At 70.3% G+C, this 25954-nt stretch carries 25 protein-coding genes; 22 read left to right on the top strand and 3 right to left on the bottom strand.

The window, feature by feature from the left end:
* Window positions 1-27 precede the first annotated feature (27 nt).
* The 21 genes from R4P08_RS15515 to R4P08_RS15415 all read left to right on the top strand — a co-directional run bounded on the left by R4P08_RS15515 (window position 28) and on the right by R4P08_RS15415 (window position 22988).
* Window positions 28-1344: an FAD-dependent oxidoreductase gene (locus tag R4P08_RS15515; RefSeq protein WP_317814797.1), complete on the top strand. Its 1317-nt coding sequence runs from the start codon at window positions 28-30 to the stop codon at window positions 1342-1344.
* Between the two features lie 49 nt (window positions 1345-1393).
* Window positions 1394-3364, top strand: a complete 1971-nt coding sequence (locus tag R4P08_RS15510) for an FAD-dependent oxidoreductase (RefSeq protein WP_317814796.1) — start codon at window positions 1394-1396, stop codon at window positions 3362-3364.
* Window positions 3365-3442: 78 nt separating this feature from the next.
* Window positions 3443-4411, top strand: coding sequence for an alcohol dehydrogenase catalytic domain-containing protein (locus tag R4P08_RS15505; protein ID WP_317814795.1), 969 nt, complete (start codon window positions 3443-3445; stop codon window positions 4409-4411).
* A 63-nt stretch (window positions 4412-4474) separates the two neighbouring features.
* Window positions 4475-5272, top strand: a complete 798-nt coding sequence (locus R4P08_RS15500; RefSeq protein WP_317814794.1) for an SDR family NAD(P)-dependent oxidoreductase — start codon at window positions 4475-4477, stop codon at window positions 5270-5272.
* 127 nt (window positions 5273-5399) lie between these two features.
* On the top strand, window positions 5400-6455 hold the full coding sequence (locus tag R4P08_RS15495) for an ABC transporter substrate-binding protein (protein WP_317814793.1): 1056 nt from the start codon (window positions 5400-5402) through the stop codon (window positions 6453-6455).
* A 141-nt stretch (window positions 6456-6596) separates the two neighbouring features.
* On the top strand, window positions 6597-7649 hold the full coding sequence (locus R4P08_RS15490; protein ID WP_317814792.1) for an ABC transporter substrate-binding protein: 1053 nt from the start codon (window positions 6597-6599) through the stop codon (window positions 7647-7649).
* Window positions 7650-7749: 100 nt separating this feature from the next.
* Complete coding sequence (locus tag R4P08_RS15485; RefSeq protein WP_317814791.1) at window positions 7750-9423, top strand: iron ABC transporter permease; 1674 nt, start codon at window positions 7750-7752, stop codon at window positions 9421-9423.
* Between the two features lie 82 nt (window positions 9424-9505).
* The gene (locus R4P08_RS15480) at window positions 9506-10606 is read left to right on the top strand and encodes an ABC transporter ATP-binding protein (RefSeq protein ID WP_317814790.1); all 1101 of its coding nucleotides are present in this window, start codon (window positions 9506-9508) and stop codon (window positions 10604-10606) included.
* Between the two features lie 134 nt (window positions 10607-10740).
* A complete protein-coding gene (locus R4P08_RS15475) occupies window positions 10741-11529 on the top strand; it encodes an enoyl-CoA hydratase/isomerase family protein (protein WP_317814789.1) in 789 nt (262 codons plus the stop codon).
* Between the two features lie 55 nt (window positions 11530-11584).
* Window positions 11585-11980: a Zn-ribbon domain-containing OB-fold protein gene (locus R4P08_RS15470; RefSeq protein WP_317814788.1), complete on the top strand. Its 396-nt coding sequence runs from the start codon at window positions 11585-11587 to the stop codon at window positions 11978-11980.
* Window positions 11980-13137 (top strand): thiolase family protein, encoded by a 1158-nt coding sequence (locus tag R4P08_RS15465; RefSeq protein ID WP_317814787.1) that lies wholly within the window; start codon window positions 11980-11982, stop codon window positions 13135-13137. The genes R4P08_RS15470 and R4P08_RS15465 overlap by 1 nt, the downstream gene beginning before the upstream one ends.
* A complete protein-coding gene (locus tag R4P08_RS15460) occupies window positions 13134-14363 on the top strand; it encodes an acyl-CoA dehydrogenase family protein (protein ID WP_317814786.1) in 1230 nt (409 codons plus the stop codon). Before R4P08_RS15465 ends, R4P08_RS15460 begins: the two co-directional genes overlap by 4 nt.
* Window positions 14360-15352 (top strand): phosphotransferase family protein, encoded by a 993-nt coding sequence (locus R4P08_RS15455; protein ID WP_317814785.1) that lies wholly within the window; start codon window positions 14360-14362, stop codon window positions 15350-15352. The genes R4P08_RS15460 and R4P08_RS15455 overlap by 4 nt, the downstream gene beginning before the upstream one ends.
* Window positions 15353-15381: 29 nt before the next feature.
* Window positions 15382-16602, top strand: coding sequence for an acyl-CoA dehydrogenase family protein (locus R4P08_RS15450; RefSeq protein WP_317814784.1), 1221 nt, complete (start codon window positions 15382-15384; stop codon window positions 16600-16602).
* 2 nt (window positions 16603-16604) lie between these two features.
* Window positions 16605-17369, top strand: coding sequence for a glucose 1-dehydrogenase (locus tag R4P08_RS15445; protein ID WP_317814783.1), 765 nt, complete (start codon window positions 16605-16607; stop codon window positions 17367-17369).
* Entirely contained in the window at window positions 17369-18133 is a 765-nt protein-coding gene (locus tag R4P08_RS15440; protein ID WP_317814782.1) for an SDR family NAD(P)-dependent oxidoreductase, read from the top strand. Before R4P08_RS15445 ends, R4P08_RS15440 begins: the two co-directional genes overlap by 1 nt.
* Window positions 18130-19257, top strand: a complete 1128-nt coding sequence (locus tag R4P08_RS15435) for an alcohol dehydrogenase catalytic domain-containing protein (RefSeq protein WP_317814781.1) — start codon at window positions 18130-18132, stop codon at window positions 19255-19257. Before R4P08_RS15440 ends, R4P08_RS15435 begins: the two co-directional genes overlap by 4 nt.
* 52 nt (window positions 19258-19309) lie before the next feature.
* Window positions 19310-20803 carry a class I adenylate-forming enzyme family protein gene (locus R4P08_RS15430; RefSeq protein ID WP_317814780.1) on the top strand — a complete coding sequence of 498 codons (1494 nt, stop codon included), beginning with the start codon at window positions 19310-19312 and terminating at the stop codon, window positions 20801-20803.
* A gap of 87 nt (window positions 20804-20890) precedes the next feature.
* Window positions 20891-21526, top strand: coding sequence for a TetR/AcrR family transcriptional regulator (locus R4P08_RS15425; protein WP_317814779.1), 636 nt, complete (start codon window positions 20891-20893; stop codon window positions 21524-21526).
* Window positions 21527-21633: 107 nt separating this feature from the next.
* Window positions 21634-21960, top strand: a complete 327-nt coding sequence (locus R4P08_RS15420) for an EthD domain-containing protein (RefSeq protein ID WP_317814778.1) — start codon at window positions 21634-21636, stop codon at window positions 21958-21960.
* Window positions 21957-22988 carry an MBL fold metallo-hydrolase gene (locus R4P08_RS15415; protein WP_317814777.1) on the top strand — a complete coding sequence of 344 codons (1032 nt, stop codon included), beginning with the start codon at window positions 21957-21959 and terminating at the stop codon, window positions 22986-22988. The genes R4P08_RS15420 and R4P08_RS15415 overlap by 4 nt, the downstream gene beginning before the upstream one ends.
* 74 nt (window positions 22989-23062) lie before the next feature.
* On the opposite strand, the gene R4P08_RS15410 is transcribed toward R4P08_RS15415, so the two are convergent.
* Together R4P08_RS15410 and R4P08_RS15405 are read right to left on the bottom strand one after the other, a co-directional pair.
* Window positions 23063-23827, bottom strand: coding sequence for an SDR family NAD(P)-dependent oxidoreductase (locus tag R4P08_RS15410; protein WP_317814776.1), 765 nt, complete (start codon window positions 23825-23827; stop codon window positions 23063-23065).
* A gap of 110 nt (window positions 23828-23937) precedes the next feature.
* Window positions 23938-24405: a MaoC family dehydratase gene (locus tag R4P08_RS15405; RefSeq protein ID WP_317814775.1), complete on the bottom strand. Its 468-nt coding sequence runs from the start codon at window positions 24403-24405 to the stop codon at window positions 23938-23940.
* Between the two features lie 123 nt (window positions 24406-24528).
* Here R4P08_RS15405 and R4P08_RS15400 point away from each other — a divergent pair, with 123 nt between their 5' ends.
* Window positions 24529-25320 carry a substrate-binding domain-containing protein gene (locus tag R4P08_RS15400; protein WP_317814774.1) on the top strand — a complete coding sequence of 264 codons (792 nt, stop codon included), beginning with the start codon at window positions 24529-24531 and terminating at the stop codon, window positions 25318-25320.
* On the opposite strand, the gene R4P08_RS15395 is transcribed toward R4P08_RS15400, so the two are convergent.
* On the bottom strand, window positions 25317-25937 hold the full coding sequence (locus R4P08_RS15395) for a TetR/AcrR family transcriptional regulator (protein ID WP_317814773.1): 621 nt from the start codon (window positions 25935-25937) through the stop codon (window positions 25317-25319). The two genes, R4P08_RS15400 and R4P08_RS15395, sit on opposite strands and share 4 nt — an antisense overlap.
* Between the last annotated feature and the right edge of the window lie 17 nt (window positions 25938-25954).

The following is a 25954-nucleotide window of genomic DNA, read 5'->3' as shown; positions in this document are numbered from 1 at the left end:
AGCCGCCGATACCCTCCGGGAGCCCCAATGGAGAACGCCGTCGATCTTCTCGTCATCGGTGCCGGCATGGCCGGCCTCACCGCCGCCGCCCGCGCCACCGAGCGCGGCGCCCGCGTCGCGGTGGTCGAGAAGGGGAGAGAGCTCGGTGGGTCCGCGCGATTCGCAGGCTATGCCTGGACCGCACCCACCCGCCAGATCATGGCGGAGATCAACCCCCATGGGGAGGAGTCCCTGCGCAACGCCGTCGTCGACGACTTCGCCGCCGGCCTCGACTGGATCCGCGGTCGGGGGGTCGAGTGCGCTGACGGAGTCCCGGTCCTGCGCTACGGCATCGGACACGCCTTCGACACCAACCAGTACCTCGACGCCTGCGCGCGCGAGATCAAGGCCGCCGGCAACACCATCCACACCGGCGCGGAGGTGCTGGGGCTCGTCACCGAGGCCGGCGCCGTGGTCGGGGCCACTGTCCGGTTCGACGACGGCGAGGTCCGCGAGCTGCGGGCACGCAACGTCCTCCTGGCCACCGGCGGGTTCCAGGCCAGCGCGGAACTGGTCGAGCGCCACCTGCACCCGCTGGCCTCGCAGTTCCCGCTCCGCTCCAACCCCAACAGTGACGGTGGGGGACTGGCGCTGGCGGAGTCGGTGGACGCCGCGATCGGCTTCGAGGACGCGGGCTTCTACGGCCACCTCATCCCGTCGGGGATGGGATTCCGGGATTCCGGCGACTTCGTGGGGATCTCCCTCTACTACTCCGAGCACGCGCTGCTGTTCAATCTCGAGGGCGAGCGCTTTGTCGACGAGACCCAGGGCGACCACCTCACGGCGATGGCGCTCATGGAGCAGCCCGAGGCACGCGGCCTGCTGGTGGCGGACGAGCGGGTGTACCGCGACTACATCTGCGGTTCCTACGTCGAGGGCGCCGTCGCGATCGACAAGTACACCGAGGCGTCCAAGCGCGGTGGTAGGTGCGGACTCGCGGAGACGCTCGAGGAGTTCGAGTACCTCCCCGAGGAGTGGGGGTACGACGGCGCCAAGATCGCTGACGAGATCCGCCGGATCAATGCCGCGGGACAGAAGGTCGTGCCGCCCCGCGAGTACGACTTCACCCCGCTGGACCGCGGGCCGTACTACATCATCGAGACCAGCCCGGCCGTGACGTTCCCGTTCGTGGGGATCCGGATCGGCGAGGACACCTCGGTCCTGCGCGCGGACGGCACGGCGATCCCCGGCCTGCTCGCCGCGGGCTCGGACACCGGCGGGGTGTATCGCCGCGCCTACGCCGGCGGCCTGGCCCCCGCCCTGGTGTTCGGACTGCGCGCGGGCGACGCCGCGACCCCGCACTGAACCCGGCCGTCGGCCCAGCCACTCGCCGCTCTAGGAAGAGGACGCCCCCGTGACCACCGAATTCCCCCACGCCTTCTCCCCGTTCTCGCTCGGACCGCTCACCCTGAGGAACCGTCTGGTCGCGCTGCCGGCGGGGACCTCCATGGCCGTCGACGGCGTACCGACCCACGGGGACCAGGAGCACTTCGAGCGCCTCGCGGCGGGGGGCGTCGGCCTGATCGTCGGCGGGGCGACCGTGGTCCACCCCTCGACCACGCTGCGGTCCCGCAAACTCGTCGAGGCCTACATCGACGAGGTGGTCCCCGCCCTGACGGAGAAGGCGGCGGCGGTCCACCGCCACGGCGCCAAGATCATCGGGCAGCTGTGCCACCTGGGTCGGGAGTTCATCGGCGGCGAGTCGGACTCGCCGCCCAGCGCGCCGTCGCCGGTCAAGACCGTGCGCGACGCCTACCCGCCGCACGAGATGTCGGTGGAGGAGATCCGCGACATCGTCGACGGATGGGGCGTCTCCGCGGCCAACCTCGCCCGGGCCGGGTACGACGGCGCCGAGATCCACGCGGCCCACGGGTACCTGCCGGCCCAGTTCATGTCGGAGCTCACCAACCGGAGGACCGACGACTACGGCGGATCGTTCGCGAACCGCATGCGGTTCCTCGACGAGGTCGTGGCCGCCATGCGCGCGGCGATGCCCGACGGGATGGTCCTGGGCGTGCGGCTCAGCGGCGAGGAGGAGATCCCCGGCGGGATGGGGATCGAGGACTGCGTGCGGATCGCCCGGCACCTCACCGCGTCGGGATCTGTTCACTACTTCAGCATCACCCACGGCACGCGCGGCAAGTACGTCAAGGACGCCACCAGCCCGGACGCCGTCGCGGTCGACTCGGCGGCCCGGATCCGCGCGGAGACCGGACTGCCCGTGCTGGTGGGGCAGCGGATCCGCGACGCCGCCACCGCCGACCACATCGTCAAGAGCGGCAAGGCCGATCTGGTGGGGATGGCCCGGGCGCTCATCGCCGACCCCGACCTGCCGAACAAGTCCGCCGAGGGGCGACTGGGCGAGATCCGGGGATGCCTGGGGATCAACCAGGACTGCCGTGCCTTCGATCCGCACCTGCATTGCGCGGTCAACGCCGAGGTCGGGCGCGGTCGACACCCCGGGGTGGGCGTCCGCGCCGCGGCGGCCAAGGAGATCGTCGTGATCGGCGGCGGGCCCGCCGGCCTGGAGGCCGCGCGGGTGGCCGCCGGCCGCGGGCACAAGGTCACGGTGTTCGAGGCCTCCGGCGAACTGGGGGGTGCCGTCGGCGTGGCCGCCAGGTCCCCGCACCGCGCCACGATCATCGACATCGTCGACTACCTGGCGGGTGAGATGCGCCGACTGCGGGTGGACGTCAATCTGGGCGCGCAGATCGGCGAGGACGATCTCCCCGAGCTCCTGGCGATGGCCGACCACGTCGTCGTCGCCACCGGCTCGCGGCCTGGCTCCGTGCCCGGCCCCGTCCCGGGCACCCTCCCCGGCTCCACGTCCGGACCCGCCGTCGTGACGGTCGACGACGTGCTCCTGGGCCGGATCCCGGGCACGCCCGGCAGGGCGGTGGTCTTCGACGAGAGCGACGGCTTCTGGCCGGCCTACAGCGCGGCCGAGGCGCTCGCGGGCCGCGGGTGGGACACCCGGGTCGTCACGCCCCTCACCGCTCTGGCCTCCCGGGTCCCCGCGGAGAGCGTCGGCCCGCTCCTCGGCCGGTTGGGCGACGGGGGCGCGCGGTTCCACGTGGCCACGGGCCTGGAACTGCCCGGGTCCGACGACGACGACGAGGTCGGCCGCCTGGTTCCGGTGTTCGGCGGCGAGGTCACGGCGCTCGACGCCGACCTCGTGGTGTGGCACCGGCCCCGGGCCGCGGTCGACGGACTCGCCCGGGCGCTGGGACGACGCGACGACGTCAGCGTGATCGGGGACTGCCTGACGCCCCGGCGGATCAGCCACGCCATCGCGGAGGGCTACCGGACCGGCGCGGAGATCTGACGCCCGAAGATCTGACGCCCGCAGATCTCACACCCGCGGCGGGGCTCACCGGCCCAGCTCAAACGAAGAAGAGGACTCATGGACAACAGCTCTATCCCCGCCGAGATGCGGGCCTGGCAGTGGACGGGCACGGGCAATCCACTCACCCTGTCAGTCGTCCCGGTCCCCGAGCCGGGGCCCGGGGAGGTCCTGATCCGGGTCCGGGCGGCAGGGATGTGTCACTCGGACGTCGGTGAGCTCGACGAGCCGTCCTGGGCGGCGAACATTCACCGCTGCCCGATCACCCTGGGGCACGAGATCGCCGGTGACGTGGTCGCGCTCGGGCCCGGGGTCGACAGCGCGCGGGTGGGCGACCGCGTGGGTGTGCACCCCCTCGGCGCGACCGTGCCCGGCTACGGCCGTGATGGTGGCTACGCCGCGTTCCACGTCGCCCCCGTCGGCGACCTCGTCCCGCTGCCCGAGGGCATGTCATTCGAGCTCGGCGCGCTCGGCACCGACGCGGGGATGACCTCGCACCACGGCGTCGTCGAGGTCGCCGGGGTCACCGCGGGGGACCGGGTGGGCATCATCGGGCTCGGCGGGCTCGGCCAGATCGGGGCACGGATCGCGGTGCTCCTGGGCGCCGAGGTCCATGCCGCCGATCCCAGCCCGGACGCGCGCCGGCTCGGTGAGGAACTGGGCGCGGTAGAGGTGGTCGCCGACGCCGCGGACCTGGCCGGGCGCGGGCTGGACGCCGTCATCGACTTCGCCGGGTTCACCGCGACCGCGCAGGCGGCGGTCCAGGCGATCCGCGTGGGCGGCGTCGTGGTGATGATCGGGATGGGCGCGCACACGAGTCAGCTCGTCACCGCCGACGTGATCCACCAGAAGGCGGTCATCCGCGGCTCCTCCGGCGGCACCCGGGCCGACATCGCCTCGGTCTACCGCTACCTGGCCGAGGGCCGCATCGTCCCGGCCGTCGAGCGGCTGACGTTCGAGCAGGTAGCCGAGGGGATCGACCGGCTGCGGGACGGGAAGGTCACCGGCCGCCTCGTCGTGATGATGTGACGGTGACGATCTGATGCACCACCAGACAAGGCCATACGTGAAAGTCGACGAGAGGACACCGAGATGACGACTACAGGACAGCAGAGCAGGTTCGCGGGGAAGGTGGCCGTGGTCACGGGGGCCGCGTCCGGCATCGGCGCCGCCGTGTCGAGGCAACTCGCCGCCGAGGGAGCGCACAGGGTCCATGTGGTGGATCTGGCGCAGGAGGCGGCCCAGCGGGTCGCCGAGGAGATCGGCGGCGCCGCACACGGGGTGGACGTCGCCGACCCGGACGCCGTCCGCGAGCTCTTCGCCACGATCATGGCGCAGGACGGGAGGGTGGACGTGGTGGTCCATGCGGCGGGCGTCGACGACCCCGTGGCCAAGAGTCACATCTACGAGGCGGCCGAGACCGGCGAGCCCGTGGACGTCCTGTCCCGGCTCGAGGACTCGACGTGGCGCCGGATCCACGCCGTGAACCTGGACGGCACCTTCCACATCCTGCGCGAGTCCGTCCGGGCGATGCGGCCCGGCGGGGGAGGCGCGATCGTCACCGTGGGGTCGTCGGCCGCGTTCGACACCCTCGTGGGGTACCCGCACTACGCCTCCTCGAAGGCGGCCGTTCACGCGCTCAGCCAGTCCGTGGCCAAGGAGGTCGTCCACTTTGGTATCCGGGTGAACACCGTGGCCCCGGGCCCCGTGGACACCGCCATGGCCGCCCGGACGCCCGAGTCCGTGCGCAAGCGGATGAACGAGGGCAGCGCGTTCGGCTACGCCACTGCGGAGCAGCTCTCCGAGAGCATCCTCTACCTGGCGTCCGATCAGGCCTCGAACGTCGTGGGCGCGGTTCTGCTGAGCAACGGCGGGCGCTTCACCGTGTGAGTCGCCCCGTGTGAACCGCGCCGGGATTCCCGGTATCGCGGAAACCCCGGCGCTGTGACCTGGCTCATATAGGCTCATTGAAATGAGTTCAATTCAATGGACTCTCGGGGCCCGGAAGGGGTTTTTCATGAGGATCACCAGAAGTGCCACAGCGGTAGCCGGGGTGGTGGCCGCCGCGCTCGTCCTGACGGGCTGCGGCTCGGGCGGCGGTGAGAAGTCGCAGCTCGCGGGTTCGTGGGACGAGATCGTGGCCGCCGCCTCAGAGGAGGGCAGTGTGACGATCTACTCGAACCACGCTCCGGCCAACCTCGAGGCGCTCAAGGCGGCGTTCGAATCCGAGTACCCCGGGATCTCGCTGACCTACGTCCGCGGGACGGACTCCGACCTCATCCCCAAGGTCGAGGTGGAGAACCGGACGGGCAACGGCGTCGCCGACCTCCACATGACCACCGACGCCGGGTGGATCCACCGCAGTCTCGACTCCGGCGACTACTCGGTCGAGGTGGTGGCGCCCGCGCTGGAGGCTCCGGACTACCGGGCGGAGGACGGCGTGCTCGACAACACGTTCTTCGTCAGCAGCGCCACCTCGATCGGGCTGGCGTGGAACACGCGGAACGTCCCGGAGGGCCTGGCGTCGCCGGAGGACCTGCTCGACCCGCGCTTCGACGGCAAGGTCGGCGTCGTGAGCCCCGCGGGCTTCCCCGCGGTCGTGCATATCTATCGGCGGATGGACGTGGACTACGGCGCGGGCTTCGTCGACCGCCTCGCCGGGGCCGGACCACGCATCTACAGCAGTGGCCCGGGCGTGACGCAGGCGCTCGCCTCCGGGGAGATCTGGGCCGCGCCCGGTGCGTCGATGGACGTGCTGGCGGAGCGGGACAAGGGGGCGCCGGTGGACTTCGCGCTCCCGGAGAACCCCATCGGCATCCCGTTCTACTCACACGTCCTGTCGGCTGCCCCGAGCCCGAACGCCGCCCAACTGCTCGCGGATTTCATGATCACTCCGGCGGGACAGGAGGCGTTGTCCAGGAACTACATCGCGGTGCTGCCCGGGGTCCCGGGTACGGGGGTCCCGGGTTCCGACGTGGTGGCCCAGGACATCGAACTGGCCGACCCGGAGACCCTCGAGGCGAGCGCCGTGGAGGAGTACGTGGCGGGCTGGGAGAAGAAGTTCATCCGCTGAGCTGCGGAGCGGGTCCCCGAAAGTGGGCCCCCGGAAGTTCACAGGTGTGACCTGTTGCATACGGGTGATCTCCGCCATATAGTTCACTTGAATCAAGTTCAGTTCGGTCCCGGAACCGGGGTCGCCCTAGAAGGGGAACAGATGAGGCTTTCCAGAATCAAGGTCGCGGTCGCCGGTGCGGCCGCCGCTGCACTCGTCCTGACCGGTTGCAGCGCGGGCGGCGGCTCCGACTCGGAGCTCGCGGGCTCGTGGGACGAGATCGTCACGGCCGCCCAGGAGGAGGGGAGCGTCACGATCTACTCCACGCACTCCCCGGACAACCTCGAGAAGCTCAAGAAGGCGTTCGAGGCGGAGTACCCCGGCATCACGCTCACCTACGTCCGCGGCACCGACGCCGACATCCTGCCGAAGATCGAGGTGGAGAACTCCACGGGCTCCGGGGTCGCCGACGTCCACATGACCACCGATGCCGGGTGGATCAACCGCAGCTTCGACACCGAGTACTCGGCCGAGGTCGTGGCGCCCGCACTGGAGAACCCGGACTACAACGCGGCTGAGAGTGTCCTCGAGGACAAGTTCTTCCTCACCAGCGCGACGGTCTTCGGGCTCGGCTGGAACACCCAGCAGGTCCCCGAGGGGCTGTCCTCGCCGGACGACGTGCTCGAGCCCCGGTTGAAGGGGAAGGTCGGGATCCAGAACCCGAACGGCATCGCTACCTACGTCGACATGTACCGCAAGGTCGACGTGGACTACGGCGACAACTTCCTGGACCGTCTGGCCGGCGCCGAGCCGCGCGTCTACCCCAGCGCGGTGGGGATCACCCAGGCTCTGGCCTCCGGTGAGGTGTGGGCGGCGCCGATGGCGGCGAGCAACATCCTGACCGAGCAGGAGAAGGGCGCGCCGGTCGACTTCGCGCTCCCCGAGAAGCCGTGGGGCGTGCCGTGGTACTCGCACGTGCTGGCCTCGGCCCCGAACCCCAACGCCGCGCAGCTGCTGGCGGACTTCCTGATCTCGCCCAAGGGGCAGGAGGCCATCTCGGCCGACTACCTCTCGGTCCTCCCGAACATCCCGGGCACCGGGGTGGAAGGGTCCACCGTCACAGCGCAGGACGTGGAGCTGGGCGATCCCGACACGCTCGATCCCGAGTCCGTCGAGGAGTTCCAGGCCCAGTGGGAGCAGACGTTCCAGCGGTGACACCCCACCGGCCCGTGGCGCAGTACACCTGCGTCACGGGCCGGTCATCCGCGGCCGGCACCAACCCCGGCGCACTACAACCAGCAGAGGTGCGATCGAAATGAGAAGTCCAGGTTCGCGAACGATGTGGCGACACCGGCTGATTTACCTGCCATTGGTTCTCGTTCTCGGGTACCTGGTCGTCTGGCCGCTCATCAAGCTCCAGTCGCTGGCGTTCGAGAACGGTGCGCGCGGCTACCGCTCGCAGTACGGCCGCGCCGACATCCTCGACACCCTGCAGACCACCGCGGCGCTCGCGTTCTTCTCCCTCGTGATCGCGATGGTGTGCGGCACCGTCCTCGCCTTCGCGACCACACGGTTGCCGCGCCGCATGGGTTTCCTGCGCCTCGTCCCGATCCTGCCGATCGTCATCCCGTCGGTCGCCAACGTCGTGGGATTCGCGTTCCTGCTCTCCCCGGGCCCGGGTTACATCAACATCCTGCTGCGGATGCTGCCCTGGTGGAGTGACCTGCAGTCCGGCCCGGTGAACGTGTACAGCCCCACCTGGATCATCATCATCACCGGCTTCAGCCTCACCTCGTTCGTGTACCTCTTCGTGAGCACCGGCATGCAGAACATCAGCGGTGAGCACCTCGAGGCCGCGCAGATCAGCGGATCCACGACCATCGGGACGTTCTTCAAGATCGTCCTTCCCCTCCTGCGCCCGTCGCTCGTCTACGGCGCGGGCGTGGCCCTCCTGCTGGGACTCGGTCAGTTCACCGCCCCGCTGCTGTTGGGTCAGAACGAGGGCGTCAAGGTGCTCGCCACCGAGATGTACCTCCGGGCCTCCGAGTCGCCCATCAACTTCGGCGCGGCGGCGGCAGCGGGATCCCCGCTGGTCGTCATGGGCATCCTCGTGGTCCTCGGACAGCGGGCACTGCTGGGGAACCAGACCCGGTTCGTCACCCATGGTGGCAAGTCCTTCTCCCCGGTCGGCGGGACCTCTCGCTGGGCCGCCGTGATCGTCGCCCTGTACGGGCTCGTCGCGCTGGTACTCCCGCTGGCCGGAGTGATCATCGTGTCCCTGACGCCGTACTGGTCGGGCGAGCTCTCCTTGGACCTGTTCACCCTGTCCAACTACCAGGCGCTCCTCACCACCCCGGGCATCGTCGACTCGGTCGTCACCAGTGTGACGACGTCGATCATCGCCGTGCTGATCTGCGTGCCCATCGGGTTCGGTGTCGCGAACCTCATGGTGCGCAGGCAGGACCTGCCCATCCTGCGCACGATCGCCGACCTCATCACGGCCCTGCCGATGGGCATCCCCGCCGTCATCTTCGGCGTCGGGTTCCTGCTCACCTACACCGAACCGCCGTTCATCCTCTACGGCACCAAGGCCGTCATCGTCCTGGTGTACGTGGTGCTGATGATCCCGTTCGCCACGCGCATGCAGTTGACCGCCCTCATCTCGATGGGCGACAAGTACGAGGAGGCCTCCGCGGTCTCCGGCGCCGGCCCGCTGGCGACGATGGCCAGGGTCACGCTCCCGATGCTCCGGCCGACGATCCTCAGCTCGATCGCGCTGATGTTCATCCTCCTGACCCACGAGTTCGCGGCATCGCTGATGGTCCGCTCGGCGACCACCCAGGTGATGGGCACGCTGCTCTACGACCACTGGAGCAACGGCTCCTACACGCTCGTGGCGGCCATGGCGATCCTCATGTCGGCGGTCACGGGTGCCGGCGTCGCCGTAGCGATGTTGATCGGCGGCCGCAACGTCCTGGAGAAGTTGTGACGTCGCCCCGCGGGTGCGCGCCCGCCCTGTTCCGAGATCGCCCAGCCGAGCGTCTTCGCCGGCAAGAATGTGAGGAAGACCAATGACCGCCAAAATCGAGATCTCCGGTCTCACCAAGACGTACGGAACCAATACCGTGGTCGACGAACTGGATCTGGAGATCGACGCCGGGGAGTTCCTCGTCCTCCTCGGGCCGAGTGGGTGTGGCAAGACCACCACCCTGCGCTGTCTCGCCGGCCTCGAGACCCCCGAGAAGGGGTCGATCAGCTTCGACGGCAAGTCGATGTTCGACGCGGACGGCCGGGTCAACGTGCCGCCCAACAAGCGGAGCATCGGCATGGTGTTCCAGTCCTACGCCCTGTGGCCCAACATGACGGTGCGGAAGAACATCGCGTATCCGCTCAAGGCCCGCAAGATGAAGGAGGCGCTCGCCGCCGGACGGGTGGAGCAGGCCGCCGACATGGTCGACTGCGGCCATCTGCTCGACCGTTATCCCTCGCAGCTGAGCGGTGGTCAGCAGCAGCGGATCGCCGTGGCCCGCGGGATGGCGGCGCGGCCGGACCTCGTCCTGTTCGACGAGCCGCTCAGCAACCTCGACGCGCTGCTGCGTGACCAGGTGCGCACGGAGATCCGTCGGTTGCACGACGAGCTGGGTTTCGGCGCCGTCTTCGTCACCCACGACCACTCCGAGGCGTTCGCGCTCGGAGACCGCCTCGCCATCATGAAGCAGGGCAAGATCGAGCAACTCGCGACGCCCCAGGAAGTGTTCGATCATCCGGGCAGCGAGTACGTGGCCGACTTCATCGGGATGTCCAACCGGCTCGAGCTCCACCGTTCCGGGCTGGAATGGACCACAGCGGCCGGCACCGAACTGCCCCTGCGCTGCGACATGGGCGACGACCGCGCGGTGTCCGCACGGCTGTGGCCGGATGACATCACCCTCCACGGGCCGGGCGAGGACGTCTCTTCGCGTGAGATCACGCTGGACGCCACGCTGCTGTCCGCGGAGTTCGGCGGGCGGTACTACGACGTCCAGGTCGGGTCGGGGTCGGAGGAGTACCGACTGCGGGCCTCCGCCGCGGTCCACGGCGACTGGCTCCGCCGGTCGAAGAGGGGCGAGCCCGTCGTCATCAGCTTCCGTTCCGAGAGCCTGAAGATCTATCCCCTCGAGCAGCCCGCCTGAGAGGTCTGACCGGCCACAATCGGCCCGTTAGAGACCAAATTGAACTTAGTTCAACCAAAAGGTTGACTAGCCCATCACGACCCTGTAGACATGAACTGAATCCAGTTCAGGAAGTTCCACGAAAGGGAAAGATCATGGTTCAGACCGATCACGTGCTGTTGGAGAAGGACGGCGACGTCGCCCGGGTGTGGCTCAACCGCCCGCACGTCAAGAACGCCGTCACCGTGGAGCTGCTCCACCGCCTCGACGAGATCATCAAGGAGGTCGACGCGGATCCCGACCTCAAGGTGCTCGTGCTCCGCGGCGTGGAGAACCAGTTCTGCTCGGGCTTCGACCTCAACGAGCTGCTGGGCGACTTCGTCGGCACCACCAACGCCATGGACGTCGGCGTCCTCTCGGCCCAGGTGTGCGACCGCCTCTACTCGATGAACAAGCCGTCCGTGGCCGTCCTCGAGGGCTACGTCACCGCCGGTGGCTTCGAGCTCATGATCTCGTGCGACTTCGCGATCGCCTCGGACGACGCCAAGATCGGCGACTTCCACATCCGTCGCGCCCTCTTCGGTGGCGCCGGCCCCATCTACCGCCTCCCGCGGATGATCGGCCTGCGCAAGACCAAGGAGCTCATGCTCACGGGCAAGCTGCTCTCGGGCCAGGAGGCCAAGGACTTCGACCTCATCAACGACTCGGCCCCCGCCGACAAGCTCGATGAGACCGTCGAGGCGTTCGTCGGCACCCTGACCGACAAGAGCCCGTTCATGATGAAGCTGACCAAGATGGCCGTGAACCAGGGCCTGGACGCCGACATCAAGTCGCTCATGATCATGGAGCACTTCGCAGTCGGTAACTCGCTGCAGTCGGCGGACGGCAAGGAGGGTGTCCAGGCATTCCTCGAGAAGCGCGAGCCCAAGTGGGTCGGCCGCTGATCTGACGGTCTGATCACGGAGCGGGAAAATTCTACGGAAGCCAGGAGTGCACACGATGACCGAGAACCAGAACCTCTCACCGCGGCTGCGGGGGAGTCGGTGCGAGCACTGCACGACCGTGGCGTTTCCCGCCTCCGTGAGCTGTCAGCGCTGCGGTGGGTCCGAGACCACCGAGATCGACCTGTCCACCACCGGCACGGTGTGGACCGCGACCATCCAGCGGTTCCCCCCGAAGTCGCCGCCGTACGTGCCGCCGGCCGGGGGCTTCCGCCCCTACGCCGTCGGATACGTCGCACTCCCCGAGGGCGTCAAGGTCGAGGCCCTGCTGGACGGGACCTCGCCGACCGACCTGATCGGCCGGGACGTCGTCCTGGTCGGGTCCGACCCGGTCCCGAGCTTCGCGCTCGCCGCCACCACGAACGCCGCCACCACGAACGAGGAGGAGGTCTGATGTCGGACGTGCACATCGTCGGCGCCGGACTGTCGAAGTTCGGCCGCCAGGACGGGGTCACCGGTCGTCAGATGGCCGTCACCGCCATCCGGACCGCCCTCGCCGACGCGGGCCTGCAGTGGTCCGACGTCCAGATCGCCTTCGGCGGCAGTGACAGTTCTGGCCTCGCGGACACGCTCGTCGCGGATCTGGGCCTGACCGGCATCCCCTTCACCAACGTCAAGAACGGCTGCGCGACCGGGGGCAGTGCCCTCGTCTCGGCCGTCAACGCCATCCGCTCCGGCGCGGCCGAGGTGGCGCTCGCCGTCGGGTTCGACAAGCACCCCCGGGGCGCGTTCGACCCCAAGCCGGAGGAGTGGGGCCTCACCGAGGGCTACGGCACCCACGGCCTCATGGTCACCACCCAGTTCTTCGCCATGAAGATCACGCGGTACATGGCCCGTCACGGCATCTCCGAGACCACGCTGGCGCGGGTGGCGGAGAAGGCCTACCGCAACGGCAGTATCAACCCGAACGCCTGGCGGCGCGATCCCAAGACGCTCGAGGAGGTCCTCGCGTCCCCGATGGTCAACGACCCGCTCACCCAGTTCATGTTCTGCAACCCGGGGGAGGGCGGGGCCGCGATCCTGCTCGCGTCCGAGTCTGTCGCGGCCCGGATGGGCGGACGCGCGGTCGCCGTCCGCGCGGTCTCCACCGGCACCAGGCCGTTCGGGACCTTCGAGGTGTTCGCCCCGTCCGTCCAGGGCGAGGGCGAGCCCAGCAGTGTGAGCACCGAGGTGGCGCGCCGCGCGTTCGAGACCGCGGGCGTGTCCCCATCCGACATCGACGTGGCCCAGCTCCAGGACACCGAGTCCGGCGCGGAGATCATGCACCTGGCCGAGTGCGGCTTCTGCGAGGACGGCGAGCAGGAGGGGATGCTCGAGCGCGGCGAGACCGAGATCGGCGGTCGCCTGCCCGTCAACACCGACGGCGGGTGCCTGGCGAACGGGGAGCCCATCGGCGCCTCCGGCCTGCGCCAGGTCTACGAGATCGTCACCCAGCTGCGCGGGGAGGCCGGCGAACGCCAGGTCCCCGGAGACCCGCGGCTCGGGTTCACCCACGTGTACGGCGCGCCCGGTATCAGCGCCTGCACCGTCCTGGAGAGAGGCCGACGATGACCGGCGCCACCACCGACCAGCACGGTACTGATCAGCAGGACGGCCTCCGGGGCTTCCTCGACGCGGCCCGCCAGTGGCTGGAGTCGGTCGCGAGCCCCCGCGAGTCCCGCCCCTGGGGCGAGGGTTCGGATGCCGTCGTGGTGTTCGAGAATTGGACCGCCGAGCAGGAGCGCGCGGAGACCGACCGCCGACGCACCTACGAGCAGGCCAAGTTCGACGCCGGCTTCGGCGCCGTCACCTGGGGGCCCGAGTACGGCGGCAGGGACCTCCCGATCGCCTACGACCTGGCCTTCCGGCGCCTCGAGGCGGACTACGACCTCCCGCAGCGCACCGAGATGTTCCCGGTGACCCAGCAGCTCATCGCCCCGACGATCGCGCAGTGGGGGACGCCGGAGCAGCGGGCGGAGTACGTCCGGGCGATGCTGCGGACCGACGTCATCGCCTGCCAGCTGTTCTCCGAGACCGAAGCCGGGTCCGACCTGGCCGCGGTGCGCACGCGCGCCGTGGAGAAGGACGGCCGCTGGGTGATCAGCGGCTCCAAGGTGTGGACCTCCGGCGCCGGGGTGTCCGACTACGGCGTCGCGGTCTGCCGCACCGACCCGGACGTGCCCAAGCACCAGGGGCTCACCGTCTTCATCGTCCCGATGGACGCCGCCGGGGTGACCGTCCGCCCCATCCGCCAGATGACCGGCGGGACCTCCTTCAACGAGGTCCTGCTCGACGACGTCGAGCTGGACGACAGGTACCGGCTGGGCCCGGTCGGGCAGGGCTGGAAGGTCGCCCTCACCGTCCTCGCGGCCGAGCGGCTGGACTCCGGGAACCTGGGTCTGGACAACGCCGACCAGGCCGTCGAGCTGGCCCGCAACGCGGGCCGCGAGCTCGACGCGCTGGAGCGGGACGCGGTCGCCGACCTCGTCACCCGCAGCTTCGTGCAGCGACTGGTGGGCATGCGGGTGGCCGCCGCCGTCGGCGCCGGGCTCGATCCCGGCCCCGAGGCGTCGGTGGGCAAGCTGCTCGCCACGGACACCATGGCCCGCACCTCCGAGACGGTCCGGCAACTGCTCGGCCCCGAACTGACCCTCCGCGGCGAGAAGTGGGGAACCTGGGCGTGGACCGAACACGTCCTCGGCGCCCCCGGTTACCGCATCGCCGGCGGAACCGACGAGATCCAGCACAACATCCTCGCCGAGCGTGTGCTCGGTCTTCCCCGGGAGCCACGGCCATGACGACCACCGAGACGACGAACGACACGGCAACCCACGAGTCGCAGTTGCGCGACCGGGTGATCGCCGGGCTCGAGGCGCAGGGGGTGCAGGGGCCGTTCGGGCCGCTCGATCCCATGCTGGGCGGCCACTCCGGGCTGACCTACCGCATCGCGGGCGCGTCCGAGGAGTTGGTGATCAAGTCGGTGCCGCCGGGCCAGAAGGCCGTCGGGCGACACGACATGCTCCGACAGGCCCGCATCATGTCGGCGCTCGCCGACACCGCCGTCCCGGTCCCCGCCATCCGGGCCACCGATGACCAGGCGCCTGCCTGGTTCGCGATGGACCTGGTGCGCGGGGAGTCCCTGGAACCGGTGCTCGACGACCCCGCGGTCGAGCCGGCCCTGGCCGCCGCACGCATGCGGCGGGCCGCGGAGATCCTGCCCGCGCTCCACGCGGTGCCGCTGGACTCGCTGCCCGTCGACGGCGAGGTGCTCTCCCCGGCCGACGAGCTCGCACGCTGGGTCCGCACGATGGGCGCGGTCCCGCCCGAGCTGGTCCCCGACGCCGACAGGCTCGAGACGCTGCTCACCGCGGCGATCCCCGAGCCGGTCGACCCGGTGCTGGTCCACGGCGACTACCGGCTGGGCAACATCCTCTGCGACGGGACCGAGCCGGCCGCCCTGATCGACTGGGAGATCTGGAGCCCGGGTGACCCGCGGGTGGAGCTCGGGTGGTTCCTGGTCTTCGCCGACGGCACCAACTTCCCCGGCGTGGGCCGCGAGGTCGCCGGGCTGCCCGAGCCCCAAGAGCTCATCGACATCTATTCCGCCGCTGCCGGCGCGCTCACGGACTTCACGTGGTTCGACGCCCTGGGCCGGTTCAAGATGGCGGCCATCATGGGTCACAACCTGCGGCGGCACCGCGAGGGTCGGCACCACGACCCCGCGCAGGAGCTCCTGCCCGAGACCATCCGCCAGCTCATCGTCACCGGCATCGCCCGGCTGGCCTGACGCGCACACCCCAGAAACGAGAGAACACGATGGATTTCGCCTATTCCGACCGCACGGCGGAGCTCGCCGAGAAGCTGTACGCGTTCATGGACGAGCACGTGTACCCGGCCGAGAAGGTGTACGACAGCCAGATCGCCCAGAACGACAACCGGCACGAGCAGCCGCAGATCATGCGCGACCTGCAGGCCACCGCGCGCGAGCAGGGGCTGTGGAACCTGTTCATGGCACATGACGGGCTGGGCGCCGGGCTGACCAACCTCGAGTACGCACCGCTGGCGGAGATCGTCGGCCGCTCGATCATCGGCAACGAGGCCATCAACTGCTCGGCCCCGGACACCGGCAACATGGAGATCCTCGCCATGTACGGCACCGAGGCCCAGAAGCAGCAGTGGCTGCGGCCGCTGCTGGACTGCCAGATCCGGTCGGCGTTCGCGATGACCGAGCCGGACGTGGCGAGCTCGGACGCTCGGAACATCGGCACCACCATCCTGCGTGACGGCGACGAGTACGTGATCAACGGCCACAAGTGGTACTCCTCGGGCGTGCTCGACCCCGACTGCAAGCTCATGATCGTCATGGGCAAATCGGATCCGGACGGCCCCGCGTACCGCCAGCAGTCGATGATCCTGGTCCCGACGGACGCCGCGGGCATCGAGATCGTCCGCGACCTGCCGATGCTGGGCTACCACGACCGGCTGGGCCACGGCGAGGTCACGTTCACCGACGTCCGGGTGCCGGCCGAGAACATGCTCGGTCAGGAGGGCGACGGCTTCCTGATCGCCCAGGGCCGCCTGGGGCCGGGCCGGATGCACTACGCGATGCGCGGCATCGGCATCGCCGAGCGGGCGCTGGAGATGATGTGCCAGCGAGCACAGGACCGGATCGCGTTCGGCGAACCGCTCGCCAAGCGGGGGGTCGTCCGCGAGTGGATCGCCCGCAGTCGCATCGAGATCGACCAGATCCGCCTGCTCACCTTCCAAGCCGCGTGGCTGATGGACACCCAGGGCAACGCCGCCGCACGGATGCAGGTGGCCGCGATCAAGGTGTCCGCGATGGAGACCGCCCACAAGGTGGTCGACCGCGCGGTGCAGACCTACGGCGCCGCCGGCGTGAGCGACGACAACGTGCTGGGCCGGTTCTACGCACTGACGCGGGCGCTGCAGATCGCGGACGGCCCGACGGAGGTCCACCTGCGCACCATGGCCCGCCTGGAGCTGAAGAAGTACACCCCCACCGCGACGGAGGCCTGATCATGAGCGAGAAGTCCACCCTCCTGGCCGGTAAGGTCGCGCTCGTCACGGGCGCGACCCGCGGGCTCGGCAGGGCGACGGCCCTGGCACTGTCGGAGGCCGGAGCCACGGTGATCGTCTCCAGCCGCAAGGCTGACCAGTGCGAGGCCGTGGCCCGGGAGATCTCCGAGGCCACCGGGACGCCCGCGCACCCGCTGGCCCTGCACGTCGGGGACTGGGACTCCATCGAGCCCGCGGTCGACAGGATCATCGCCGACCATGGTTCGATCGACATCGTGGTCAACAACGCCGGGATCGCGCCGCTCGCCCCCTCCGCCCTGGAGGTGTCGGAGGCGCTGTTCACCAAGACGGTCGACGTCAACCTCAAGGGCCCGTTCCGCCTCATGGCCGTGGCCGGGGACCGGATGGTCAAGGCCGGGGGCGGCTCGATCATCAACATCTCCAGCATCGGCGCCGAGCGGCCGAGCCCGCCGGAAGCGACGTACGCCGCCTCCAAGAACGGTCTCAACGCGCTGACCCGGGCCTTCGCCCAGGAGTACGCGCCCTCCGTGCGCGTGAACTGCATCATGCCGGGTGCCTTCGCCTCGGACATGGCCGCGGACTGGGACGAGGAGTTCCTCGGGCTGGTCGTGGGCAGGCTGCCAGCCGGTCGCCTCGGCGATCCCCGCGAGCTCGCGGGCATGGTCGTGCACCTGGCCTCCGATCAGGCCGGATACACCACGGGTGCACTGATCCCCGTGGACGGTGGACGGACGGCGGTGTACTGATGGCCACTCCAGCAGAAATGTTCGACCTCACCGGCCGGGTCGCCGTGGTCACCGGTGCGTCCTCCGGGCTGGGCGACGGGTTCGCCCGCACGCTGGCCGCGGCCGGCGCCACGGTCGTGGCCGCCGCGCGCCGGGCGGACCGCCTCGCGGCGCTCGCCGCGGACCTGCCGGGCGTGGTCCCGGTGGAGTGCGACATCACGGTCCCCGGGGACCGCCAGCGCCTGATCGACGTCGCGGCCCAGATCAACGGGGGGGTCGACATCCTGGTGAACAACGCGGGTCGGCCGGGCCCTCCCGACGCCCTGTCCGAGAGCGCCGAGGAGTTCGACGACATCCTGCGCGTGAACCTGACCTCGGGTTTCCACCTGTCGGTGGCTGCGGTCAAGGCACGGCCCGAGGACCGGCCGATGTCGATCATCAACGTCTCGTCGGTGATCGGACTGGTCTCGACCGCGCCGATCGGCGGCGCCGGATACGCGGCGAGCAAGTCCGCGGTCATCGGCACCACCCGCGAGCTCGCGGGGCAGTGGGGCCGCAAGGGGATCCGGGTCAACGCCGTGGTCCCCGGGTGGTTCGACACCGAGATGACCGACGGCTTGTTCGCCAATGACAAGTCGGCGGGCTGGGTCCGTCGCAACTCGATGCTGGGCCGCGGCGGGCAGGCCGGAGAGGTCGACGGAGCCGTGCTGTTCCTCGCCTCGGACGCCTCCAGTTACGTAACCGGTCACGTCCTCACCGTGGACGGCGGGTGGACGGCACGATGACCACCGGGGCTGCGGAGAACGCCGGGTCGGTGGATAACGCCGGGTCGGTGGAGGACGCCGGGCCGGCTGAGAACACGGGGGAGATCCCGGAGACGATGCGGGCGGTGCGCCTGCACTCCTGGGGCAGTGCCCCCACGCTCGACCGGGTTCCCGTGCCCCGACCCGGCCCCGGGGAGGTGCTGCTCCGCGTCGACGCCGCGGGTCTGTGCCACTCGGACCTGCACATCATGGATTCCGCGGACGGGGTCCTGCCGTACGAGTTGCCCTTCACCCTCGGTCACGAGGTCGTGGGCACCGTCGTCGCCGTGGGCGACCGCGCCGATTCCGGGTGGATCGGCGCGACCTGCGGGGTCCACGGTGTCTGGTCGTGCGGCGACTGCCGCAAGTGCCGCAGCGGTCGGGACAACTACTGCGTCCAGCTCACCGGTCCGATCGGCGGCGGTACCGGGTACGACGGCGGGTTGGCCGATTTCATGCTGGTGCCCTCCGCACGCCACCTGGTCCGGGTCGATCCGTCGGGCGGCCCCGCGCTGGCCCCCCTGACCGACGCCGGGCTCACCGCCTACCACGCCGTGGTGTCACAGCCTGTCGACCCGAGCGGCGCGATCGTGGTGGTGGTCGGTATCGGCGGGCTCGGCCACCTGGCACTGCAGGTGCTGGCCTCCCGCTCGCCCGAGGTCGTGGTGGCCGTGGACCCGCGGGAGTCCGCCCGCGAGCTCGGCCTGAGGCTGGGCGCGCACCACGCCGTCGACTCCGTGGACGCCGCCCGCGAACTCGTGGGCCGGTTGTCCGGGGACACCGGCGCCGACCTCGTCCTGGACTTCGTCGGCGCCCCGGACACGCTGGATGCCGCACGTCTGATGATGGCGACGGGCGCGGCCCTCGTGGTGGTCGGGTCCGCCGGGGGCGCGCTGACCGTAGACAAGAAGGGCTCCGTGCCGCGCGGCTGGCGGGTCGAGGCGCCGTTCTGGGGCCCGCATCGCCACCTCGACGCCGTGTTCGACCTGGCCGCCGCCGGCGGGCTGTCGGCCGTCGTCGAGGTGCGGGACCTCGACGACGTCCTCGCGGCGTACGAGGACCTGCGGCACGGTCGGGCATCCGGCCGCCTCGTCGTCGTGCCCTGACTTCCGCGTCGCCCCGGCGACCCCACACCCTCATCTCTAGGAGAACGCCACAATGAAGCAGCTCGCCCAGGACGTCATCGAGCGCGCGGCCCACACCCCCGGGGACCTCGCGGTGGTGGACGGGGAGGGGGCCCACGACATCGCGGAGATCCTCCGTGAGGCGCGGGCGCTCGCCGAGGTGATCGGCGGAGCGGTCGACGGCCCGCCGACCGTGCTGATCCGCGCCGACAACTCCTGGCGGACGGTGTCCGCGGCCGTGGCCGTCGGGCTCGTGGGCGGGCTGCTCGCCGTGATGAGCGGCCACGCCACGCGCTCGGAGTTCGACATCGCGGCCGAGGACCTCCAGCCGGACGTCGTGGTGACCACCGCCGACATCGCCGAGGTGTGGGGGCTGGCCGAGCACGGTTTCGTCGAGGCCGGCCGCTCGCTGGGCGACTGGGTGGTGGCGGGGCGGTCCGACGGACGCTCGAAGGGCGTCGAGCGCTGGAACGGTGGCGCCGTGGCCGCCATGACCTCCGGGTCGACCGGCCGCCCGAAATGTGTGATCCAGACCGAGGACGCACTGCGGTACGCGGGCCGGGCGACCATCGAGGCCGTGGGGCTCGAGCCCGGCGACGCGGTGGGCGCACTGGTCCCGCTGTCCTCCGCGGCCGCGATCTGCTTCGGCATGTACCTGCCCACCATGCTCGGCGGCGCGATGGTGGCCTCCGAGAAGTGGAACCCGGAGGCGGCGCTCGCGCTCCTGCGCGAGCAGCGCGTGGCGTGGACCATGCTCGTGCCGACCATGGCCCTGCAGCTCACCCTGGCCGACGGGGCCGAGGGCGCGTTGTCCGCGATGCGCGCCATGACCGTCGGCGGCGGCCCGATGAACCAGAAGGCCCTGCACAATGCGGAGCTGAAGCTCGACACGACCCTGCTGCGGGTGTTCGGCATGTCCGAGTGCCTCGGCCACACCACCCCGCTGCCGTCGGATGACGTGGAGGTGCGACTGGGCCGGGACGGTCGCCCGTTCCCCGGCACCGAGGTGCGCGTGGTGGACGAGGCCGGGTCGGTGGTGGAGCCCGGAGAACTCGGGTCGCTGCAGGTCCGCGGACCGTCGCTATTCATCGGTTACGCCCGCCAGGGCGTCCCTGTCGCGCCCGACGTCAACGCCGAGGGTTACCTGGCCACCGGTGACCGGGCCGTGATCCACGACGACGGCAGCGTGAGCATCCGCGGCCGCGAGAAGGACCTCATCATCCGTGGCGGGCGGAACATCGACATCAACGAGGTGGAAGACGCGCTCGCCGCCATCCCGGGGATCCACCAGGTGTGCGTGGTCCCCGTCCCCGACCCGGTCCTGGGCGAGCGGGCCGCCGCGCTCGTGGTCTCGGACGGCGAGGCTCCCAGCCTCGAGGTGATCCGCCGGCACCTCGAGGCCGCGGACTTCCCCAAGTTCAAGTGGCCCGAGTTCGTGCGGTCGGTCTCCACCCTGCCGCAGTCCCGGGTCGGCAAGCTCGACCGCAAGGGCGCGGCGGGTCTCGCCGCCGAGATCTTCAACGACTGATCGATTCCGGTGCACTGAAGCGGATATCGGTGCGCGTATGCCGATTACGGTGTGAATTGAACTCACATTGTTTTAATCTGGAGGACGATGACTAACACGGGGGTACGGGCGATGGCACCGGCTAAAACGGAGGGTCCGCGGTCCAAGAGGAAGGACATCCTCGAGGCGGCGGTCGCGAACTTCGGCAGTGTGGGCTACGAGCACACCAAGTGGGCGACCATCGCGGGTGAGGTGGGGATAGGCCAGACCGCGCTCTACCACTACTTCGAGTCCAAGGCCCACTGCCTGCTCACCATCATGAGCACAGAGCTCAACCGTTACCACGAGCGGTTCACTGTGGCGGTGGAGGACGCGGCTGACGCCGAGTCCGCGCTGCGGGCGGCGATCGCCAGCGCCTACGACATCACCGAGGCCGAGGCGCTCCAGGCTCGGATCCTGCTGCACCACATCGACATGCTCGCGTCCCCGCGTTCGTCCGAGCGCGAGGAGGAGGAGCGCGTCCGCGCCCGCGAACTCGTCCGGGTGGTCGAGCGGGACTGGACCGGGCTGCTGGAGCGAGGCATGGACTCGGGGGAGTTCCCCGAGCGCGATGCGGTCGAGCTCGGGCGGTTCGTGCTCGGTCTGATCAACTCGGTGTGGAACTGGTACCGCCCCGGCGGCAGCCAGACCCTCCCGGAGGTCTCGGAATCGGTCATGGGGGCCTGTTTCCGTCTGGTGCACTGAAGGAGCCCGATCCGGTCCTGTCGGGTCCCTGCGGACCAGGGCATCACTTCCGAACGCGGTGGTACCGTGTCCACAGAGCTTGAAGTGAATTCAACTATGGAGGAACCATGTACAACCTCATCGTCATGGCATCGAAGCCCACCGGGTGGACGCACGAACAGTTCATCGAGTGGTGGCGCGGCGAGCACGCCGACGTGACCTACCCGCTCCCGGGCCTGCGCCGTTGGTCACACACGGCCGTCAAGGAGACCGGCGGGAACAAGCACTCCCTCGGCTGGGACGGGGTGTCGGTCCTCAGCTTCGACTCGAAAGAGGCCTACGACGCGATGCTCGAGAGCCCGGAGTGGGCGAAGGCAGCCGAGCACGTGGGCTCAATGGGCGGCCGCGCCATCATGGTGATGGGCGAAGAACAGGTCATGGTCTCCGACTCGTGACCGGCGTGGGGGCGGACTGGACCGAGCTCGGCTGCCACCCGGTGACCGAGTCGGTCCACCGGATCCCGCTGCCCATGCCGCAGGACGGGCTGCGCGCCATCAACGTCTACGTGGTGGAGGGCGCCGACGGGGTCTCGCTGATCGACGCGGGCTGGAACGTGCCCGGCAACCTCGAGATCCTCCGTGACGGCCTGGCCTCGATCAACGTGGGGCTGGACGAGGTCACCGACGTCCACGTGACGCACATCCACCGCGACCACTACACGATGGGGCCCGAGCTCAGGCGGCAGGTGGGCAGCCGCATCCACCTCGGGCGCGGCGAGCACCCCGGGCTCACCGCACTCCGTGAACTCCGGAGCGCCGTGCCGGCGGATTCGCTGGTCGTGCTGCGCAGGGCGGGCGCGTCGGAGATCGCCGAGGCCTCCCGGGTCCACGCGCTCACCGAGCCGTGGCTCGCCGCCGACTGGGAACTCCCCGACGAGTGGACCGAGCAGGGGCTGGTCACGGTGGCCGGGCGGCCGATGCAGGCCCGCCAGACCGCCGGCCACACCAAGGGGCACCTGGTCTTCGAGGACCCCGCGCTGGGCGTGACCTTCACCGGCGACCACGTCCTGCCGAGGATCTCCCCGTCGATCGGCTTCGAGCTGGGCGGGTGGGACAACCCGCTGGGGGACTACCTCGCGTCACTCGAGGCCATGCTGCACCGGCCGGATTCCGAGATGCTCCCCGCCCACGGCGCGGTCGGGGGGAGCGTCCACGTCCGGGTGCGCGAGCTGCTGGATCATCACGACGTCAGGCTGCACGCGACGCGTGAACAGGTGCGGGCCCGCGAGGGGGTCACCGGGGCGGACGTGGCGGCGGGCCTGCCGTGGACCCGCCGCGAGCGCGCGTTCTCCTCGCTCGACGAGTTCAACCAGATGATCGCCGTGTGCGAGACCGTCGCGCACCTGGACGTCCTGGTGGCCCGGGGCGAGCTCGTCGTCGACGAGGTCACGGCGGACGGCGCCGAGCGGTACGTCACCGCCTGACAGGTCGTACCGGAATGCGGGCCCGCGGGGGACTTCCCGACGGGCCCGCTGTCGTCCGAGCGGTCGGACCGGTGTCAGCGCGCCGTCCAGCCGCCGTCGGCGTAGAGCTCGCTGCCGGTCATGAACCCGGCGTCATCGCTGGCCAGGAAGGCCACGCAACCGGCGATCTCGGCCGGGGTCCCGAGCCGACCCATCGGCGTGCCCGCGAGCATCCCGCGGTGGCGCTCGCTGCCCTCGTAGCGCTCGAGCAGCTGCGGCGTCTCGATGAAGCCCGGGTGCAGCGAGTTCACCCGGACACCTTTGGTGGCCCAGTGCATGGCCGCGTTCTTGGACATCGTCCGTACCGCACCCTTGGCGGCGTGATAGGCGAAGCTGTTACCGAATCCGCCGACGCTGCCGAGGATCGAGCAGACGTTGACGACGGCTCCGCCGCCGGAGCGTTCGATGGCCGCACCCGCGTGTTTCATGCCCAACCACACGCCGGTCTGGTCGACGTCGATGACGCGCTGCCAGTGCTCGGGAGTCTCGTCCTCCAGCGACTTGATGCTGCCGATCCCCGCGTTGTTCACCAGGGCGTCCAGCCGGCCGTGGGCCTCCATGATCCGCGTGACCGCGGCGGTCCACTGCTCCTCGGACGCCACGTCGAGTTCGACTGTCTGATGAGGTGCTGTCTGGTGGGGAGCGGCCGGGAGGGAGGAGGCCACCTCGTCGAGGGGGGTGCCGGGGAGATCGGCGACGACGACGACCGCACCCTCGGCGGCGAGCCGACCGCAGATCTCCGTCCCGATACCGCCGGTCGCACCCGTGACGAGGACTACGCGGTCCTGAAAACGCTGCATGTGTTCGGCCCTTCTGGAGCTGGAGAGAGGTGTACCTCTCCACGGTATCTGAATTGAACTGAATTCAGTAGACACTGGGCGGTTCCGGTGAACCCGGCGAACCCGCCGGGTCAGTCCTCCGGCGGGAACGCCACCATGAGTGCTTCGGCGACGCAGGCCGGGGTGTCGCGGCCCTCGACCTCGATCGCATAGTGCACGGACGCCAGGACGCCGCCGGCCGACGCGTCACGCGTCCACGCCACCCGTCCCCGAGCCCGGACCCGGTCGCCGGGGCGCACGTAGGACGGGAAGCGCACCTTGTCGAGCCCGTAGTTGATCGCGCGCCCCACGCCCTCGAACGTGAACAGCCCCGAGCTGAGCCGGGGGATGAGCGACAGGGTGAGGTAGCCGTGCGCGACCGTCGTGCCCATGTCGGACGCCGCCGCCCGGTCCGGGTCGACGTGGATCCACTGCCAGTCCTCGGTGACGTCGGCGAAGGCGTCGATGCGGTCCTGGGTGATGGTGAACCAGTCGCCGGCACCGAGGTCGAGGCCGGCGGCGTCGCGGAACTCGGCGACGCTGCGGAACACGTGGGTCATGGGTCCTCCTTGGCGGGGTGGGGCCGGACGGGATCCCGGCGGTTCGCACGGTAGCGCGCCGAGATGTGGCGCGGCCGCCGTTTCCCGAATCGGGTTCAGTCCGGCAGGGGCTACCGTTGTGGGGTGAATGACGAGAGCAGTCCGGACCGCCGTCGCCTGGCCATCGGCTACGTCCCCGGCGTGCAGCCCGACAAGTGGCTCACCCGGTGGCGGGAGCGGAATCCGGAGGCGCCGGTGTCCGCGCGGCGCGTGAGCGACCCGAGGTCCGTCCTGGCGGCCGTCACCGGCGACGCCGGCTTCGACGTCATCTTCTTCCGGGAGGCCGCAGGCGCCCCGCGCTCGGCGCCCGACGGGCTCCTGCGCGTCCCGCTGTACACCGAGACGATGGCCGTGCTCGCCCCCAAGGACCACGCGATCACGGCCTTCGAGTCGCTGGCCGCGGCAGACCTGGAGGGTGAGCGCTGGCTCGACCCCGTCGACGCGATCTCCGCCACGCTGGACGAGGTGTCCGCAGCGGTGGACCTTGTGGCCGCCGGGGTCGGACTGCTGGTTCTGCCGATGCCGTACGCGCGGGCGCTGAGCCGCCGGGACGTCGTCGAACGGCCGCTCGAGGGCGTCCCGGCCACCCGGATGGGCGTGGCGTGGTCGGCGCGGCGTGAGGGCGACGAGTTGATCGACGAGTTCGTGGGGATCGTGCGCGGCCGCACCGCCGCCACCACGCGGGGCGCGGGAGAGCCGCCGCGGGAGAAGCGCAACGCCAGGCAGAAGACGGCCGCGAAGGCGGCAGCGCGAGGTGAGAAGGCTCAGGGTGGGAAAGCTCAGGGTGGGAAAGCGCAGGGTGGGAAAGCGCAGGGCGGGAAGGCGCAGGGTGGGCCCGCACCACGGACACAGGCCCGCTCCAAGCGCTGGAGTTAGCCGACGGGTGCCGCGGACGGTGCCCGGCCGGCGCCGACCATGCCGCGGGCGAAGTCCAGGTGGCGGGCCACCACGTCGTCGGCGGTGAGTGGGCCGTCGGGGCGGTACCAGGATGCGATCGACACGCACAGTGACGACACGGCCCGGGCCGCGTCCTCGGGGTAGGCGCTGGCGAAGTCCCCGGACTCGACGCCCGCGCGGACGACGTCCTCGATCATCTGTTGCTGGGCGTCGCGCTGCCCGATGTGGTGCGCCCGGACGTCCGGCTCCATGCTCCGCATCTCGGAGGAGGCCACGAACGCCTGGTCGCGCCGGGCCATGTGGAACCGTGCCAGGCACTCCACGACGTTGTCGAAGCGGGTGACCGCGCAGCTCCCGGCGTCCTCGACGGCTGCGCCGGTGTGCGCGAGCATCTCCGCCATCGCGGTGTCGACCACCGCCGCCAGGAGTGCCTGCTTGGAGCGGTAGTGGTGGTAGATGCCGGGTACGGACAGGCCCGCCTCCTCGGCGATCATCCTGATCGAGGCCCCGTGATACCCGTGCCGGGCGAACACGGCCAGGGCGGCCGTGAGCACGGGGGGGAGTGGATCCGGCGCGAACTCCCGCCAGTCGCTCATCGGTGGCCTCTCTTTTC

The organism is Rhodococcus sp. IEGM 1408 (genome assembly GCF_033142235.1).
Lineage (GTDB): Bacteria > Actinomycetota > Actinomycetes > Mycobacteriales > Mycobacteriaceae > Dietzia.
The sequence above is the reverse complement of the archived record's forward strand: the minus strand, read 5'-3'. Positions and strand labels throughout refer to the sequence as shown.

What these genes read in the sequence shown, in the direction of transcription:
- R4P08_RS15420 (WP_317814778.1), top strand. Translation starts at nt 21,634, where the DNA reads ATGTACAACCTCATCGTCATGGCATCGAAGCCCACCGGGTGGACGCAC.
- R4P08_RS15445 (WP_317814783.1), top strand. Translation starts at nt 16,605, where the DNA reads ATGAGCGAGAAGTCCACCCTCCTGGCCGGTAAGGTCGCGCTCGTCACG.
- R4P08_RS15425 (WP_317814779.1), top strand. Translation starts at nt 20,891, where the DNA reads ATGACTAACACGGGGGTACGGGCGATGGCACCGGCTAAAACGGAGGGT.
- R4P08_RS15410 (WP_317814776.1), bottom strand. Translation starts at nt 23,827, where the DNA reads ATGCAGCGTTTTCAGGACCGCGTAGTCCTCGTCACGGGTGCGACCGGC.
- R4P08_RS15395 (WP_317814773.1), bottom strand. Translation starts at nt 25,937, where the DNA reads ATGAGCGACTGGCGGGAGTTCGCGCCGGATCCACTCCCCCCCGTGCTC.
- R4P08_RS15495 (WP_317814793.1), top strand. Translation starts at nt 5,400, where the DNA reads ATGAGGATCACCAGAAGTGCCACAGCGGTAGCCGGGGTGGTGGCCGCC.
- R4P08_RS15455 (WP_317814785.1), top strand. Translation starts at nt 14,360, where the DNA reads ATGACGACCACCGAGACGACGAACGACACGGCAACCCACGAGTCGCAG.
- R4P08_RS15480 (WP_317814790.1), top strand. Translation starts at nt 9,506, where the DNA reads ATGACCGCCAAAATCGAGATCTCCGGTCTCACCAAGACGTACGGAACC.
- R4P08_RS15490 (WP_317814792.1), top strand. Translation starts at nt 6,597, where the DNA reads ATGAGGCTTTCCAGAATCAAGGTCGCGGTCGCCGGTGCGGCCGCCGCT.
- R4P08_RS15405 (WP_317814775.1), bottom strand. Translation starts at nt 24,405, where the DNA reads ATGACCCACGTGTTCCGCAGCGTCGCCGAGTTCCGCGACGCCGCCGGC.
- R4P08_RS15430 (WP_317814780.1), top strand. Translation starts at nt 19,310, where the DNA reads ATGAAGCAGCTCGCCCAGGACGTCATCGAGCGCGCGGCCCACACCCCC.
- R4P08_RS15475 (WP_317814789.1), top strand. Translation starts at nt 10,741, where the DNA reads ATGGTTCAGACCGATCACGTGCTGTTGGAGAAGGACGGCGACGTCGCC.
- R4P08_RS15500 (WP_317814794.1), top strand. Translation starts at nt 4,475, where the DNA reads ATGACGACTACAGGACAGCAGAGCAGGTTCGCGGGGAAGGTGGCCGTG.
- R4P08_RS15440 (WP_317814782.1), top strand. Translation starts at nt 17,369, where the DNA reads ATGGCCACTCCAGCAGAAATGTTCGACCTCACCGGCCGGGTCGCCGTG.
- R4P08_RS15515 (WP_317814797.1), top strand. Translation starts at nt 28, where the DNA reads ATGGAGAACGCCGTCGATCTTCTCGTCATCGGTGCCGGCATGGCCGGC.
- R4P08_RS15465 (WP_317814787.1), top strand. Translation starts at nt 11,980, where the DNA reads ATGTCGGACGTGCACATCGTCGGCGCCGGACTGTCGAAGTTCGGCCGC.
- R4P08_RS15460 (WP_317814786.1), top strand. Translation starts at nt 13,134, where the DNA reads ATGACCGGCGCCACCACCGACCAGCACGGTACTGATCAGCAGGACGGC.
- R4P08_RS15435 (WP_317814781.1), top strand. Translation starts at nt 18,130, where the DNA reads ATGACCACCGGGGCTGCGGAGAACGCCGGGTCGGTGGATAACGCCGGG.
- R4P08_RS15450 (WP_317814784.1), top strand. Translation starts at nt 15,382, where the DNA reads ATGGATTTCGCCTATTCCGACCGCACGGCGGAGCTCGCCGAGAAGCTG.
- R4P08_RS15485 (WP_317814791.1), top strand. Translation starts at nt 7,750, where the DNA reads ATGAGAAGTCCAGGTTCGCGAACGATGTGGCGACACCGGCTGATTTAC.
- R4P08_RS15470 (WP_317814788.1), top strand. Translation starts at nt 11,585, where the DNA reads ATGACCGAGAACCAGAACCTCTCACCGCGGCTGCGGGGGAGTCGGTGC.
- R4P08_RS15505 (WP_317814795.1), top strand. Translation starts at nt 3,443, where the DNA reads ATGGACAACAGCTCTATCCCCGCCGAGATGCGGGCCTGGCAGTGGACG.